The sequence below is a fragment of the Ilumatobacteraceae bacterium genome, from assembly GCA_033344875.1.
GTDB lineage: Bacteria > Actinomycetota > Acidimicrobiia > Acidimicrobiales > Ilumatobacteraceae > Ilumatobacter.
Window position 1 is genome coordinate 2,004,599 of the sequence record JAWPMO010000001.1, and the last position, 14,741, is coordinate 2,019,339.

Here is a 14,741-nt window from a genome sequence, read left to right on the forward strand (position 1 = left end):
CCGGCCGACCGACGAGACGTCGGTCGTGACGACGATCGGTCAGTCGAGGAGGAACCCGAACACGTCACCCACGAGATGCGCCTGCGACAGCGCGTAGGCGTCGAGATCCCCACCGTCGCCGAGCCGGAGAATGGCACCGTTCGCACGCACGTCGCCCCCGACGGATGCGTTGACGTTCGACGTCGACGGGCGGTCCGCTCCGGTGGGCCACAGCGTGATGAAGCCGGGCGCGGTGGAGATGTAGGCCATGTTCAACACGGCGGCACCCGCCGACTGCGGGACCGGGCCGACACCGGCGATCTCCGTGGTGATCGATCCGTTCGCAGGGATCAGACCCTTCGGACCGGCCGCGGGCTCGCCTTCACGGGTGTCGAAGAGGCGGCTGGGCTCGACCGGGACGAAGAGGCCCTTCGACGCGAGCGCCGCCTCGTCGTCGGTGACGTATCCGAGCACGTCGGCCAACACGTGGGTCTGCGTGAGGCTGTAGATCTTCACCGTTCCGTCAGCCGACAGCGGAACGATGACCATGTTCGCCACCGACTCACCGGCGTCGTTGATGTTGACCGAGCTCGCGGTCGGGGTGGCTCCGCTCCCCGGCCAGACCGTCACGAAGTTCGGTCCTGCCGACTCGGTCACCGTCAGGTTCAGGACCACGGCGCTGGCTCCGGTCAGCGGCACACCGGCCTGCTCGGCCACTGCGATCTCGATCGTGCCGCCGGCCGGGATCTTGCCCTTCGGCCCTGCGTCGGGGCCAGGCCGCGTGTCGAACAGCCGCTGCGGCGTCTGCGTGATGATGCGACCTTCGCGCGACGATCCGCCCGAGTCGGTGAAGTACCCCACGACGTCGCCGAGCAGATGAGCGTCGCGCAGCGTGTAGATGCTGATCCGGCCGCCCTCGCCGACCGGGATGATCGCGAGGTTGGCCCGTGCCGTGCCCGGCGTGACGATGTTCAGGCTCGACAACTGCTCGGAGCGCTCACCGCCGGCGGGCCAGGCGGTGACGAAGCTCGGGGCTTCGAGCGCCACGACCGCCAGGTTGACCGCGACCGCGGTGACGCCGGACGACGGCACGCTGCCGACGCCGGTGATCTGGACGTCGATGCTGTTGCCGCCCGCCACGACACCCTTGGGACCCGGCGCTGCCTCGCCCGGACGGGTATCGAAGGCTCGGAACGGAGTCACCGCCGTCAGGTTCGATCCGGAGATGGATGGCGGCGGGGTGACGACCTTGGGCGCCACCGTGACGGTACGGCTGGCCGACGCCGACAGACCGTCGTCGTCGGTACCGGTGACCTCGACCACATAGGTGCCGGCCGCTGCATACGTGTGCGACACCACTTCGCCGTTCCCGGTGGTCCCGTCACCGAAGTCCCACGTGCGGGACTCGATCGTCCCCTCGGGCCCGTCGGTGCTCGCCGAACTATCGAACGTGCACACGAGTCGACGACAGTCGTCGGTGAACTCCATCACCGGCGGAGCCGGAACCACGACCGTGTCGGTGTGCACCGCGGTACCGCCACGGCGGTCGGTCACGGTGAGCGTCACGTCGTAGGTTCCGCCTGTGGCGTAGGTGTGCTTGGGTTGGCCGCCGATGTCGGTCGCTCCGTCGCCGAACGACCAGACTTTCGTGACGATGCCGTCCCCTTCGGGATCGGTCCGATCGGGGTCGATCGACGCGCTGGAGTCGAACTTGCAGACGGCGTCGGCGCAGGTCGTGGTGAACGTGGCGGTCGGCAGCTGGTTGACGGTCTCGTCGCGCTCGATCCGCACGTAATCGATCTCACCCGGGAAGTACTCGCAGGTCACCTCGGGGCCCGTGCAGTCGGCCTTGCCGCCGATCGACAGCACCAGGTCGTTCGAGATGTTGCCGAGGTCTCCGGCAATCTGGTTCATCTGCACGCCGTCGACGAACAACCGGACGCCGTACGCCGACAGTTCACACCGCGTCGTGTGCCATTCACCATCGTCCGTTCGGACGTCGGACACCACCGCACGCTGCCCGCCGTCGGCGTCCTTGAACAGGCAGGTCATGAACCCGTTGGGCTGCTCGATCTTGAAGTAGCCGCCGGGCGTCGTGGCCTGCCCCTTCTGCACGATGTTGCCGAAGCGGCGAGTCGACCTCGACCGCACTTCGACCGCGTAGTCGCTCGTGCCGGGGTTGAGGTCAGCGCTGCTGGGCACCGTCGCGAGCTGCGCCGGGTTCGATTCCGCCGTCGGACCGTTGTCGGGGAAGTCGAGCGCGGTGACGTCCTCGCCGATGACTCGACCGACGTCGGCACCGATCGTTCCGTCGAGGCCCGCCGGTCCGGAATCGTGCAGCACGGCGTCGTCTGGCAGCTCGTTCATGTCGTACAGCGCGACCAGCTCGGGCATCGGGTACGGCTCCACGTCGGCGGCGGCAATCCTGTCAGGTGAGGCGACGACAGCGATGCCGGCGGTCATCGACAACACGGTCAACAGGCGCGTCGTGTGGCGTCGAGGGCGAACGGTGGAACTGGTCATTGGCGTCCTTGCTGAAACGGCGTCATCCCGCCGGGGTGCGGGTGTGCGCATGTACGGGTCATGGAACTCGAAGCGGTCGACCGCGGAGCATAGGGACCGGTCGACCGACCGTCAACCACGCTGGTCGGGATCACCCGATCGAGTCGGCCCGCCGCGGGGACACAGCGGCGACCAGGCGGGCACACGAAGTGGTCACGCGGCGGAAACATTCGCAAGACAGAGCGGAAATCACATCGTTCTACGGTGCGCCGCAGCCCGGCTGGCAACGAGGCCCTCGCCGGGCTGACACCCCTACGAACACCCCTACGAACAACCCCTACCACTATCCACCAATCCTTTGAGGAGGACCTCGTGCGCAAACGTGCGCTTCGAATCATCTCCGGCCTGGGCGGCGTCGCGGCAATTCTCGCGATCACCCCCTCGTCGGTCCTGGCCCAAGACGGCCCCGACACCCAAGCGATCCTCGACAACATCTGGGTCTTCATCGCCGGCTGTCTGGTGTTCTTCATGCAGGCGGGCTTCGCGCTCGTCGAAGCAGGCCTGACCCGAGCCAAGAACGTCGTGAACATTTTCGCCAAGAACATGGCAGATGCGATCGTCGGCATCACCGCTTGGTTCGCCTGCGGCTGGGCGTTCGCGTTCGGCACCGCGAACGGCACCACCGAGGTCATCGACGGCGAGGAGGTGTTCACCGCAGCCAAGTTCTTCGGCTCCGGTGAGTGGTTCCTCAGCGGTGCCGATCTTGCGATCCCGGCCGGCGGTGGCTTGAGCATCGCGACGTCGTTCTTCTTCCAGGCGGTCTTCGCAGCGACGGCGGTCACGATCGCCTCCGGTGCCATGGCCGAACGGACGAAGTTCTCGTCGTACCTGATCTTCGGCACCGTCATGTGCGCGATCATCTACCCCGTCGTGGTCCACTGGACCTGGGGCGGCGGTTGGATCGCTCAGATGTCGGTCGGCGACGCCGTGTACTCCGACTTCGCCGGCTCCGGCATCGTCCACATGACCGGTGGCATCGCGGCGTTCATGGGCGCACTGTTCCTCGGACCACGCATCGGCCGGTACGACTCCAACGGCAAGGCACGGGCGATCCCCGGCCACAACATCCCGTTCGCGATCCTCGGTGTGTTCATCCTCTGGCTCGGCTGGTTCGGGTTCAACCCGGGCTCGGAACTCGCCGCCGACGGCTTCGTCATGACGGTCGGCGTGAACACGATGCTCGCCGCGGTGGCGGGCGGCCTGTTCTGCACGATCACGATCTGGCTCGTCGCCGGCAAGCCCGACGTCGCCATGATCGGCAACGGCGTGCTCGCCGGCCTGGTCGCCATCACCGCACCCTGCGGTGCGGTCGATCCATTCCCCGCCTTCATCATCGGCGGTATCGGCGGCGTGCTCGTGGTCTTCTCGGTCTTCTTCTTCGACAAGGTGAAGATCGACGACCCGGTCGGCGCGGTCTCGGTCCACGGTGTCTGCGGCGCCTGGGGCGTGCTCTCGATCGGCCTGTTCGCCAAGTACGACGACGCGTTCCTCGGGCGTGAAGATGCCGGCCTGCTCTACGGCGGCGGCATCGACCAGCTCCTCATGCAGGCACTGATGCTCGTCATCATCCTCGCCTGGGTGGCGATCACGACCGGCGCACTGTTCTTCGCCATCAAGTCGACGATCGGACTCCGGGTCTCGGCCGATGAGGAGATCGAAGGCCTCGACGTCCTCGAGCACGGTCTCGCCGGCTACTCCGGCGACGTCGCCCACGCCTGAACGACCACACGAACTGAAAGAGAGAGACACCATGAAACTCATCACTGCAGTCGTCAAGCCGTTCAAGCTCGACGACGTCAAAGACGCCCTGAAGGTCGCCGGCATCAGCGGCATGACCGTCACCGAAGTCCGTGGCTTCGGCCGTCAGGGCGGCCACACCGAGACGTACCGAGGCGCGGAGTACAAGATCGACTTCGTGCCGAAGGTGGCGATCGACCTCGTGGTCGACGACGCCAACGTCGACGCAGTCGTCGATGCGATCACGCAGGCGGCCGCCACCGGCAAGATCGGCGACGGCAAGGTCTGGGTGACCAACGCAGAACGACTCGTCAGGATCCGCACCGGCGAAGAAGGTGCCGACGCGGTGTAACCGGCGGAGACACCTCGTCAACCGACCTCGCTCGTGCGGGGTAGGGGCGAACCCGGGCCACATCGCTGTGGCCCGGGTTCTTCCGTTTTCACGATGGATCGGTGTGACCGGTCAGGCCGTTCGAGGGCGTGACCGGCCGACCGAAGATCAGCTGTTGCCGCTGGGCTGCAGGTGGGCGCGACGCGCCTTGCGGTTCTTGGCGCTCTGACCCGACTTGTTGGTCTTGCGCTTCGGACCCTGGCCCTTGCCGCCGCGATCCTCGCGGGGGCGATCGTCACGCTGGCGGCCGTCGCGGTCGGTGGCCGCGCTCTGACGGGAGCGGCCCCCGCCACCGTGCTTGCGCTGCGACCGGCCCGAACGGTTCGCCGGACGGTTGCGCTCCTGCGGTTCACGCTGGGGCGGGCCCGCCGGGGCCAATTCGCGATCGCCGGCGAGTGCGCCCTCGGGCAGCATCTCGGCGTCGGGCGCGGTGAACGGCTCGTCGAGACCGATCTGGCGCTGCATCTTCTTGAACTCGTTCTTCTGGCCCGGCTGCACCATCGAGACGACGATGCCCTCGGCACCCGCTCGGGCGGTGCGGCCGGAGCGGTGCACGTACGCCTTGTGGTCTTCCGGCGGGTCGTAGTGGATGACCGACGCGACGCCGTCGACGTGGATGCCGCGGGCGGCGACGTCGGTGGCGACCAGAGCGTGCACCCGGCCCTTCGTGAAGTCCTCGAGCGCACGGTTCCGCTGGTTCTGACTCCGGCCGCCGTGGATCGGGGCCGCCTTCAGGTCGAGCTTGGCGAGCTGCTTGGCGAGCCGGTCGGCCCCGTGACGGGTCCGGCAGAAGATGATCGCCGGCCATGCCATCTTGACGACTTCGGCGACGACCGGGTTGCGGTCGAGGCGGTCGACGGTCCAGAACTTGTGCACGGCCGACTTGATGTCGGGGCTCTCCTCGCCGACCTCGTGACGGACGGGATCCTGCTGGTACTCCGCGGTGAGCTTGGCGATGTCACCGTCGAGCGTCGCCGAGAACAGCACGGTCTGACGCCCACGAGGGGTCTGGTCGAGGAGTCGTCGGACCGACGGCATGAAGCCCATGTCGGCCATCCGGTCGGCCTCGTCGAGAACGACGAACTTCACGTTGCGCAGATCGACGTCGCGTCGCTGGATGAGGTCTTCGAGCCGGCCCGGGCAGGCGACGAGGATGTCGACGCCGCGCTTGAGTGCGGTGAGCTGGGCGCCGTAGCCGACGCCTCCGTACACGGCCTCGATCCGGACGTTGCCGGAGAACGAACGCAGCTCGGACATGATCTGCTCGGCGAGCTCACGGGTCGGCGCGAGCACGAGGCCGAGCGGGCGACGCGGCTCGGCCTTGCCGGCTGCGGCGACGTTGGCGACCAGCGGGACGCCGAAGGCGAGGGTCTTGCCCGAGCCGGTCGGCGCACGGCCGCAGACGTCTCGGCCGGCGAGTCCGTCGGCGACGGTCGCCGCCTGGATCTCGAACGGCTCGTGGATGTCGCGGCGCGCCAGGGCGTCGCAGATGAAGGAGGGGACGCCCAATTGGGCGAAGGTGGTGGACATGCTGTCGCTTTCTGGCCGCGACGATCGCGACCGGGATGTCATGGGGTTCGGGGGTGTCGATGGTTCACGTTGACAGAAAGAACCAGACCCGTCTGCGAACCCAACGGCGACCTGTTCGGTCACCGAAGCACCGGGGACGGTAGCCGAACATCCGCGCGATTCCACTCGGGAGGGGCACCCCGGGCATCGGCGAGTCACGCGCTCCACACCGTCCTGAAACACTCCGGAAACAATCGGTACCTAGGTTCCCGGCCCGTATGGACTCCGGAGACACCGCCTGGCTACTCACATCCGCCGCCCTCGTGCTGTTCATGACGCCGGGGCTGGCGTTCTTCTACGGCGGCATGGTCCGCTCCAAGAACGTGCTCGGCATGCTGATGCAGAACATCTTCGCGATGGGTCTGATCAGCGTGATCTGGGCGACGATCGGGTTCTCGCTCGCGTTCGGCGGTGACGGTCCGCTCATCGGCAACCTCGACTTCGCGTTCATGTCGGACATCGCGGCCGACGAGGGCATGGCGTTCTTCGCGTTCCAGATGATGTTCGCCGTGATCACCCCGGCGCTCATCAGTGGAGCGACGGCCGACCGCCTGAAGTTCAGCAGCTACGCGATCTTCATCGGTGTGTGGTCGATCGTGGTCTACTCACCCGTCGCACACTGGGTGTGGGACACCGGCGGCTGGATCTTCGACATGGGTGCGCAGGACTTCGCCGGTGGCGCGGCGATCCACATCAACGCAGGGATCGCGGCACTGGTGATCGTCGCGGTGATCGGGCAGCGGCGCGGCCACGGCACCGAGCCGATGCCGCCGCACAACCTGCCGTTCACCGTGCTCGGGACCGGCATCCTGTGGTTCGGCTGGTTCGGGTTCAACGCCGGTTCGGCCCTCGCCGCGGACGGCGTCGCCGCGCAGGCGCTGGTCAACACCCACCTCGCGGCAGCCGCCGGCATGCTCGGCTGGTTGATCATCGAGAAGATCAAGGCAGGACACGCGACGACGCTCGGTGCCTGCTCGGGCGCCGTGGCCGGGCTGGTCGCGATCACACCCTGCGCCGGTTTCGTCGGCGAGATGTCGCCGATCGTGATCGGACTGATCGCCGGCGTCGGGTGCTATCTGGCGCTGCAGATCAAGGAGAAGCTGCGGCTCGACGACAGTCTCGACGTCATCGCCGTCCACCTGGTCGGCGGCCTGATCGGTACGGTCCTGCTCGGCTTCTTCGGCGATTCCGAGATCAGCGGCGCCGACGGCCTGTTCTTCGGCGGCGGCGCAGAGTTGCTGAAGGACCAGGTCGTGGCGGCGATCGGCGTGGTCGCGTTCTCCGGTGCCGTGTCGTACGTCATCGCGGTCGCGATCGATCGCACCGTCGGCCTCCGGGTGGAAACCGACGACGAACTCGTCGGCCTCGACCAGAGCCAACACGCAGAGTCCGCGTATCAGGCATGATGGGGGGCGACAACGACGTCGACATTCCCGAGGAGACACCAACATGAAGCTGGTCACCGCGATCATCAAGCCGTTCAAGCTCGACGAGGTCAAGGACGCGCTCAAAGGTGTCGGTGTCGCCGGCATGACCGTCGGCGAGGTGCGGGGCTTCGGTCGCCAAGGTGGTCACACCGAGACGTACCGCGGCGCCGAGTACCAGATCGACTTCGTCCCCAAGGTCGTCCTCGAGGCGGTCGTCGACGACAGCCAGAGCGATCTCGTCGTCGACACGATCGCCAAAGCGGCCGCGACCGGCAAGATCGGTGACGGCAAGATCTGGGTGACCAACGTCGAACGGATCGTCCGGATCCGCACCGGCGAAGAGGGCGTCGGCGCCCTCTGACCGGGTTGAGCCGACGACGCGACGGGTAGCCCTCGAACATGCCTGACCTGCGCGACATCGTCGATTCCGCGATCGAATTCCCCGTCGTCCCGAGCTTCACCAAGATCGGCTACGCCGTTCGCTCGCGACTCGACGGCTGGAACGACCTCGACGACTACGACCTCCACGGCCGGACCTTCGTCGTCACGGGTTCGACGTCCGGTCTCGGGCGGTTCACCGCCGAGCAGCTCGCATCCCGAGGTGCGCACGTCGTTGTCAACGGACGCGGCCACGACAAGACGAAGCAGGTGGCCGACGAGATCATGGGCGCCACCGGCTCGTCCGAGATCTCGATCGCGGTCGCCGACATGGGTGAGCTCGACCAGGTCCGCGCCATGGCCGGAGATCTCACGTCGCGCTTCGACCGCATCGACGGCCTCCTCCACAACGCCGGCGCGCTGTCGAACGAACGACAGGAGAACTCGCAGGGCATCGAGGCGACGGTCGCCAGTCAGGTGGTCGGCCCGTTCCTCCTCACCAGCCTCTTGCTCGACCCGCTGCGCGCGGCCGACCCCGGACGTGTGATCACGATGTCGTCGGGCGGCATGTACACCGCTGCGTTGACCGTCGACCATCTCCAGATGGACGAGTCCGAGTACGGCGGGAGTGATCAGTACGCGCGGGCCAAGCGAGCCCAGGTCACCCTGAACGAGATGTGGGCCGAACAGGTCCCGGCGTCCGACGTGGTGTTCCACGCGCTGCACCCCGGTTGGGCCGACACGCCGGGGGTCGAGGCGTCGCTGCCGACGTTCCGCAAGATCGTCGGGCCGCTGCTGCGCACCAGCGAGCAGGGTGCCGACACGATGGTCTGGCTCGCGGCCGACGACGGGGATCCGGCCATGACGACCGGCGAGTTCTGGCTCGATCGCCGCCCCCGCTCGATCCACAAGATCGGCCGGACCCGCACCACCGACACGCCCGAACGTCGAGTCGAGCTGTGGAACTGGTGCGTCGAACAGTCGGGGGCCGACGTCGACACCCGGTGAACCGGCTATTCGCAACAACGTTGCATCCGTGAACGGATGTCGATCCGTAACGAGGGATACATACCCCCCAACCCCCTCTTGGAGAGTGGATCGACATGAACTCACGTACGACACGAATCACAGCGCTCGCCGCCGTGGCTGCCCTCGGCCTCGCCGCCTGCGGTGACGACGGCAACGACGCCGACACCATCTCGACCCCGGCCGCGGCCGAGTCGACCGCCGACTCCGGCGAGACGACCGGCGAGGAAGTCGGCACCATCGTCGACGTCGCCGCCTCGATCGACGACTTCTCGACCCTCGTCGCCGCGGTGCAGGCCGCCGGCCTGGTCGAGACGCTCTCGAGCGAGGGGCCGTTCACGGTCTTCGCCCCGACCAACGAGGCATTCGCCACGGCGCTCGACTCGCTCGGCATCACCGCCGACGAGCTCCTGGCCGACACCGACACCCTGACCGAAATCCTCACGTACCACGTGCTCTCCGGAGCAGTGGACGCCGAGACGGCGATCAGCCTCGACGGCCAGACCGCCGAGACGGTCAACGGCGCCGAGATCTCGATCAACGTCGTCGACGGCAACGTCGTGATCAACGACGCCACGGTCACCACCGCCGACGTCATGGCGTCGAACGGCATCATCCACGTCATCGACACCGTGCTGCTGCCGCCGCACGACGGCATGACCGAGGAGATGTCGGACGAGATGAGCGACGACATGTCCGAGGAGATGTCGGATGACATGTCCGAGGAGAGCATGGGTTCGATCGTCGACGTCGCCGTCGAGGCCGGCTCGTTCACCACTCTCGTCGCCGCCGTCCAGGCCGCCGGCCTGGAAGAGACCCTCGCCACGGGTGGCCCGTTCACCGTGTTCGCCCCGACCGACGAGGCGTTCGCCGCCGCCCTCGAGGCGCTCGGCCTCACCGCCGAGGAACTGCTCGCCGACACCGAGACCCTGACGTCGATCCTCACGTACCACGTGATCGACGGTGAGGTCCCGGCCAGCACGGTCGTCACCCTCGACGGCGAGTCCGCCGAGACGCTGAACGGCGCCTCGGTCGACATCTCCGTCGACGGCGAGACGGTCATGGTCAACGACGCCACGGTGGTCGCGGTCGACGTCGCCGCCGACAACGGCATCATCCACGTGATCGATTCGGTGCTCCTCCCCCCGAGCAACTGAGTCCGTGGGCGGGCGCCGACCCTTCCGGCGCCCGCCCACCCGCTCCCTGCCATGCACACGCTCACCCTGCAGCTCACCGACGACCGACCGGCGGCCCCGCCTCGCGGGTACGATCGAGTCGTGTCGTCGATGTCTTCTTCGGCCCCACACTCGCTCGACGAGGCGTTCGCTGCCGGAACCGTCGACCTCCGAGCCGTGTACGACGAGCACAGCTCGCTCGTCTACTCGATGTGTCGTCGGGCCCTCGGTGCCGAAGCGGCGAAGGACGCCACCCAGGAGGTGTTCGTCAGCGCCTGGCGAAAACGTGAGCAGTTCGATCCGACCAAGGGGGCACTCGGCGCCTGGCTCGTCGGAATCACCAAGCGCCGGATCATCGACCAGATCCGGTCCGAAGGTCGACATGCCGATCGGCGTGCCGACGAGGTCCACGACGAGCGTTCCCCGTCCGAAGATCCTCCCCCCGACCGTGTGGTCGACCGCATGTTCGCCGCACATTTGTTGGCCTCGCTCCCATCCAGAACCAGGGAGGTCATCGAACTGGTCTATGTGCATGACCTGACCCACCGCGAAGTCGCAGATCAGACCGGTCTCCCGATCGGCACGGTCAAGAGCGACGTCCGCCGAGGCATCATGAAGATTCGAGACGAGATGCGAAACGAAATGACGGTGTCCCATGTCTGACACACCGCTGTTCGGACCCGATGAAGATGTCGCCGACATCGAAACCCTGCTCCGCGAGCTCGAGACCTCCGACGTCGAGCTCACCCCGCCGCCCACCGACGTGTGGGACGGCATCGAGGCAGCCATTCGCGACGATGTGTCGGCGGCTCCCGTGGTGTCGCTCGCATCCCGCCGTGCCCGGTTCGCTCCGGCGTTGCTCGCCGCCGCTGCCGCGATCGCCGTCATCGTCGCCGGCGCCGTCGTCGTCACACAGCGCGGGAGCGACGACATGGTGGTCGCCACCGCCGAGTTGGCCTACGACCCCGATGCCTTCGACCCGCTCGGCGCCGACGCCGAGGCCACCGCCCGACTCGTCGAACGCGAGGGCGGATTCGAAATCCGTCTCGACGACGCGACACTCCCCGACCCGGCCGACAACGACCTCGAGCTCTGGCTGATCTCGACCGACGAGGATGGGGCGATCACCGACGTCCAACCGGTGTCGCTGGTCGACGCCGCGACGCCCGGCACCTACGCCGTGCCTGCTGCGCTCGACCCCGACGTGTACACGGTCGTCGACATCAGCGTCGAGCCTCGCGACGGCGACGAGGCGCATTCGGGCCGCTCGATCCTCCGCGGCGTCCTCACCGACGTCTGATCGTCCGGCGCCCGTCGCCGAACGAGGCCGTCGACGCACGGATCGCCTACGGTTCGGGGCATGACGGTGACCGAGACGGCTCCCCCCGCCAAGCCCGAGCGCTGGACCGCCCAGTGGAAGGAGTTGTACGCGGAGGTCATCACGAACGACTTGTGCACCGGGTGTGCCGGGTGTGTGGTGACGTGCCCGCACGACGTGATCGGGTACGAGCACGAAGAGGGCAAGTACATCCCGTTCCACCTCGAGGAATCGCTCGGTGCCGACAACTGCATCCACGGGTTCGGTGAGGAGGGTGGCTGCACCACCTGCACCAGGGCGTGCCCGCGTTTCCGGGCGTGGGAGCCGGCGGCCGACATGCACCTGTTCGGCCGGGTGCGTGAGCCCGACGAGATGGCAGGCATCTGGCGGCAGCTGTACCTGACCCGGGCGAGCGACGAGATGGTCCACAAGATGGGTCAGGACGGTGGCCTCGTCTCCGCGATGCTGATCTGGTTGCGTGAGAACGACTACATCGACGGGGCACTGGTGTCGGGTGTCGAGGACGACGACAAGTGGAAGGCGAAGCCGGTCGTCGTGGAGTCGCGCGAGGAGATCCTCGCCACCGCCGGTTCGCGGTACACGTACTGCGCGAACCCGCTGGCGTTGCCCGAGGCGCGTGAGCGTGGGATGGAGCGGTTGGCGTTGGTCGGCATGGGGTGTCAGACGTCGTCGCCGCCGACGATGTGGGACCGCAAGGCCGGCAAGGTGTCCAAGCCGTTCTTGTTCAACATCGGGCTGCTGTGTTCCAAGACGTTCGACGACGCGATCTTCACCGAACTGTTCGAGGCCAAGTACGGCCTCAAGAAGCAGGACATGGTGAAGATGAACATCAAGGGCGTCTTCCAGATCTGGATGAAGGACGGCTCGTACCACGAGATCAACCTGAAGGAGTGCCACGCCTGGACCCGCCAGGGTTGCACCACGTGCCCCGACTTCGCGGCCGAGCACTCCGACGTGGCGACGGGCGGGATCGGTGAGGACAACGACTGGACGCTCACGATCGCCCGAACCGAGCTGGGCGAGGAGGTCATCGAGCGGATGATCGCCGACGGGTCGATCATCGCCAAGCCGGCCCAGACCGACGAGACCGCGATGCGGTTGCTGCGTCTGCTGTCGATCGTCAGCCGCCGCCGGTGGCCGAAGGACGCCGACCCCGCCCCGGCGATCGGCGTCCCCCCACCCAAGAAGAAGAAGGCCGCCGCTCCGGCCGCCGACGCCAAGCCGAAGACCGACTGACCGCGGCACCCGGCGTGGCACCGGCGGCCCGTCACCTCAACGCGCGACGTGGAGATCGATGCCGTCGCCGGTACGGATCGCTGTGATCGTCTCGCCGCTCACCGTTCGAGCTGTGGGGTCGGGCCGAAGAACCCGACGACGCCGACGAGTTTGTTGTCGGCTCCGAACCGGACGAAGTCGGTACCGGCGACCGCGGTGGTTCCGTCAGGGGCCGTGAGCGACCACTCGTAGCGCGCTGCGCCGTGGTGTTCATCGACGTTGCTGGTGCGGGCGAAGGTGTGATCGGGGAACTGGGCTTGCACAGCGGCGAACATGTCCGAAAGCCCGTCGTGTCCGGCGGCGTCGAGCGGCGGGTCGGCCAGGGTCGCATCGGCTGCGAACGACTCCGCAATGAGTCGGCGTCGTCGGTCGGCGTCGGCTTCTCCGTAGGCGTCAAGGTAACGATCGATGACGCTGGTGATGGTGGTATCCATGAGGGTTCCTTCGTGGGTCGGGCCAACCGGTGGATCCGGAGGGTCGTTCACACTCTGACGACCCTGGGGACGGGGTCGCTACTACCTGTCGGGTAGTCCGCCGACCGGCGACGGTCGCGCTCCCTGGTAGGACGTGGACTCGCCCGCCCGACAGCTGACCACCCTTTACCTCACACGTAGTAGCGGTGCGTAGTGGATCGTTCGTACTGTCGTCGCATGACCCAGACCGCTGTCGGCGCGCTCGTCCGAGACTGGCGCCAACGACGATCACGCAGCCAACTCGACGTCGCGTACGACGTCGGCGTCTCCCCCAAACACCTGAGCTTCGTGGAAACCGGACGCTCACGTCCGAGCCCCGAACTCATCGACGCGATCGGTATCCATCTCGACATCCCACTGCGCGAACGCAACACGCTGCTCCTCGCCGCCGGGTTCGCTCCCCGCTACCGACACACCTCGCTCGACGACCCCGACATGGCCGGCATCGTCGAGTCGCTGCGGCGCCTCCTCGACGCGCACCACCCGTACCCCGGAGTCGTGCTCGATCGACACTGGAACGTCGTGCTCGCCAACCCGGCCGCCGAAACGCTCGTGTCGCTGCTCCCTGACCAACTCACGGGCCCGACGCTGAACGTGTTCCGCGCCAGCCTCCACCCCGACGGCCTCGCCCGCCACACCCTCGGTTTCGACGAATGGGCCACCTATCTACTGACCCAACTCCACCGCCTCGTGATGCTGACCGCTGATCCCGAACTGGTTCGGATCGAGGACGAAGTGACGAGCTACCCGAACATCATCGAGCTGCGCGATCGCACCAGTTGGGCGACAGGTGCCACCGCCCCGGATCTCCTCGTGCCATATCGGCTCGGACTCGACGGCGTCGAGCTGTCGATGTTCACCACCCTCACGACCTTCGGGACACCCCGCGACATCACCCTCGACGAACTCGCGATCGAACTGTTCTTCCCGAACGACACCGCCACTGCCAACCACTTCCAACACGCCGCAATCACCACGGAGCCGTCATGACCGACCCACACCTCGATCCGACCGCGTTCATCCGCACCGCCATGCCGCTCTGCGACACCCTCGGCATCACCGCCACGACACTGACACCCGAACTGGTCGAGCTGTCGATGACATCGTCCGAGGCCCTCTGCACGAGCAACCAACTCCTTCACGGCGGCGCGCTCATGGCACTCGCCGACTCCGCCGGCGGCGCAGCAGCATTCCTCAACCTTGCCGAGGACGCCACCGGCACCTCGACCATCGAGTCGAAGACCAACTTCCTCGGGGCCGTCGTCGACGGCACCGTGACGGCAACAGCCACACCTCTCCACCTCGGTTCCACCACGATGGTCATCGAAACAGAGATCCGACACGGCAGCCGGCTCGTTGCGAAGGTGACGCAGACCCAAGCGGTCCTTCGCGCACGCACCTGACCGGGTG

At 67.2% G+C, this 14,741-nt stretch carries 14 protein-coding genes; 11 read left to right on the top strand and 3 right to left on the bottom strand.

The window, feature by feature from the left end:
- Positions 1–39: 39 nt before the first annotated feature.
- Positions 40–2,442: a PKD domain-containing protein gene (locus tag R8G01_09480; GenBank protein MDW3214215.1), complete on the bottom strand. Its 2,403-nt coding sequence runs from the start codon at positions 2,440–2,442 to the stop codon at positions 40–42.
- 411 nt (positions 2,443–2,853) lie between these two features.
- Between R8G01_09480 and R8G01_09485 the strand changes: the two genes are divergently transcribed.
- The gene (locus R8G01_09485; GenBank protein ID MDW3214216.1) at positions 2,854–4,260 is read left to right on the top strand and encodes an ammonium transporter; all 1,407 of its coding nucleotides are present in this window, start codon (positions 2,854–2,856) and stop codon (positions 4,258–4,260) included.
- A 31-nt stretch (positions 4,261–4,291) separates the two neighbouring features.
- Positions 4,292–4,630 (top strand): P-II family nitrogen regulator, encoded by a 339-nt coding sequence (locus R8G01_09490; GenBank protein MDW3214217.1) that lies wholly within the window; start codon positions 4,292–4,294, stop codon positions 4,628–4,630.
- 147 nt (positions 4,631–4,777) lie between these two features.
- Here R8G01_09490 and R8G01_09495 read toward each other — a convergent pair whose 3' ends face one another.
- The gene (locus R8G01_09495) at positions 4,778–6,199 is read right to left on the bottom strand and encodes a DEAD/DEAH box helicase (protein ID MDW3214218.1); all 1,422 of its coding nucleotides are present in this window, start codon (positions 6,197–6,199) and stop codon (positions 4,778–4,780) included.
- A gap of 257 nt (positions 6,200–6,456) precedes the next feature.
- On the opposite strand from R8G01_09495, the gene R8G01_09500 reads away from it, so the two are divergent.
- The 7 genes from R8G01_09500 (at position 6,457) to R8G01_09530 (ending at position 12,819) form a co-directional block, all read left to right on the top strand.
- Positions 6,457–7,644, top strand: coding sequence for an ammonium transporter (locus R8G01_09500; GenBank protein ID MDW3214219.1), 1,188 nt, complete (start codon positions 6,457–6,459; stop codon positions 7,642–7,644).
- Positions 7,645–7,687: 43 nt separating this feature from the next.
- The gene (locus R8G01_09505; protein ID MDW3214220.1) at positions 7,688–8,026 is read left to right on the top strand and encodes a P-II family nitrogen regulator; all 339 of its coding nucleotides are present in this window, start codon (positions 7,688–7,690) and stop codon (positions 8,024–8,026) included.
- Positions 8,027–8,064: 38 nt separating this feature from the next.
- The gene (locus tag R8G01_09510; protein MDW3214221.1) at positions 8,065–9,051 is read left to right on the top strand and encodes an SDR family NAD(P)-dependent oxidoreductase; all 987 of its coding nucleotides are present in this window, start codon (positions 8,065–8,067) and stop codon (positions 9,049–9,051) included.
- 95 nt (positions 9,052–9,146) lie between these two features.
- Entirely contained in the window at positions 9,147–10,226 is a 1,080-nt protein-coding gene (locus R8G01_09515; protein MDW3214222.1) for a fasciclin domain-containing protein, read from the top strand.
- A 129-nt stretch (positions 10,227–10,355) separates the two neighbouring features.
- On the top strand, positions 10,356–10,907 hold the full coding sequence (locus R8G01_09520) for a sigma-70 family RNA polymerase sigma factor (GenBank protein ID MDW3214223.1): 552 nt from the start codon (positions 10,356–10,358) through the stop codon (positions 10,905–10,907).
- Entirely contained in the window at positions 10,900–11,544 is a 645-nt protein-coding gene (locus R8G01_09525; GenBank protein MDW3214224.1) for an anti-sigma factor, read from the top strand. Before R8G01_09520 ends, R8G01_09525 begins: the two co-directional genes overlap by 8 nt.
- Before the next feature lie 60 nt (positions 11,545–11,604).
- A complete protein-coding gene (locus tag R8G01_09530) occupies positions 11,605–12,819 on the top strand; it encodes a Coenzyme F420 hydrogenase/dehydrogenase, beta subunit C-terminal domain (GenBank protein ID MDW3214225.1) in 1,215 nt (404 codons plus the stop codon).
- A gap of 98 nt (positions 12,820–12,917) precedes the next feature.
- Here R8G01_09530 and R8G01_09535 read toward each other — a convergent pair whose 3' ends face one another.
- Complete coding sequence (locus R8G01_09535) at positions 12,918–13,292, bottom strand: nuclear transport factor 2 family protein (GenBank protein MDW3214226.1); 375 nt, start codon at positions 13,290–13,292, stop codon at positions 12,918–12,920.
- Positions 13,293–13,508: 216 nt separating this feature from the next.
- Here R8G01_09535 and R8G01_09540 point away from each other — a divergent pair, with 216 nt between their 5' ends.
- Both R8G01_09540 and R8G01_09545 read left to right on the top strand, forming a co-directional pair.
- Positions 13,509–14,321, top strand: a complete 813-nt coding sequence (locus tag R8G01_09540; GenBank protein MDW3214227.1) for a helix-turn-helix transcriptional regulator — start codon at positions 13,509–13,511, stop codon at positions 14,319–14,321.
- Positions 14,318–14,734, top strand: a complete 417-nt coding sequence (locus R8G01_09545) for a PaaI family thioesterase (GenBank protein MDW3214228.1) — start codon at positions 14,318–14,320, stop codon at positions 14,732–14,734. The genes R8G01_09540 and R8G01_09545 overlap by 4 nt, the downstream gene beginning before the upstream one ends.
- Positions 14,735–14,741 lie beyond the last annotated feature (7 nt).

Bases quoted from the DNA above. Each gene is read 5' to 3' on its own strand.
- R8G01_09495 (MDW3214218.1), bottom strand. From the start codon at position 6,199: ATGTCCACCACCTTCGCCCAATTGGGCGTCCCCTCCTTCATCTGCGAC.
- R8G01_09505 (MDW3214220.1), top strand. From the start codon at position 7,688: ATGAAGCTGGTCACCGCGATCATCAAGCCGTTCAAGCTCGACGAGGTC.
- R8G01_09490 (MDW3214217.1), top strand. From the start codon at position 4,292: ATGAAACTCATCACTGCAGTCGTCAAGCCGTTCAAGCTCGACGACGTC.
- R8G01_09545 (MDW3214228.1), top strand. From the start codon at position 14,318: ATGACCGACCCACACCTCGATCCGACCGCGTTCATCCGCACCGCCATG.
- R8G01_09530 (MDW3214225.1), top strand. From the start codon at position 11,605: ATGACGGTGACCGAGACGGCTCCCCCCGCCAAGCCCGAGCGCTGGACC.
- R8G01_09500 (MDW3214219.1), top strand. From the start codon at position 6,457: ATGGACTCCGGAGACACCGCCTGGCTACTCACATCCGCCGCCCTCGTG.
- R8G01_09510 (MDW3214221.1), top strand. From the start codon at position 8,065: ATGCCTGACCTGCGCGACATCGTCGATTCCGCGATCGAATTCCCCGTC.
- R8G01_09540 (MDW3214227.1), top strand. From the start codon at position 13,509: ATGACCCAGACCGCTGTCGGCGCGCTCGTCCGAGACTGGCGCCAACGA.
- R8G01_09535 (MDW3214226.1), bottom strand. From the start codon at position 13,292: ATGGATACCACCATCACCAGCGTCATCGATCGTTACCTTGACGCCTAC.
- R8G01_09515 (MDW3214222.1), top strand. From the start codon at position 9,147: ATGAACTCACGTACGACACGAATCACAGCGCTCGCCGCCGTGGCTGCC.
- R8G01_09520 (MDW3214223.1), top strand. From the start codon at position 10,356: ATGTCTTCTTCGGCCCCACACTCGCTCGACGAGGCGTTCGCTGCCGGA.
- R8G01_09480 (MDW3214215.1), bottom strand. From the start codon at position 2,442: ATGACCGCCGGCATCGCTGTCGTCGCCTCACCTGACAGGATTGCCGCC.
- R8G01_09525 (MDW3214224.1), top strand. From the start codon at position 10,900: ATGTCTGACACACCGCTGTTCGGACCCGATGAAGATGTCGCCGACATC.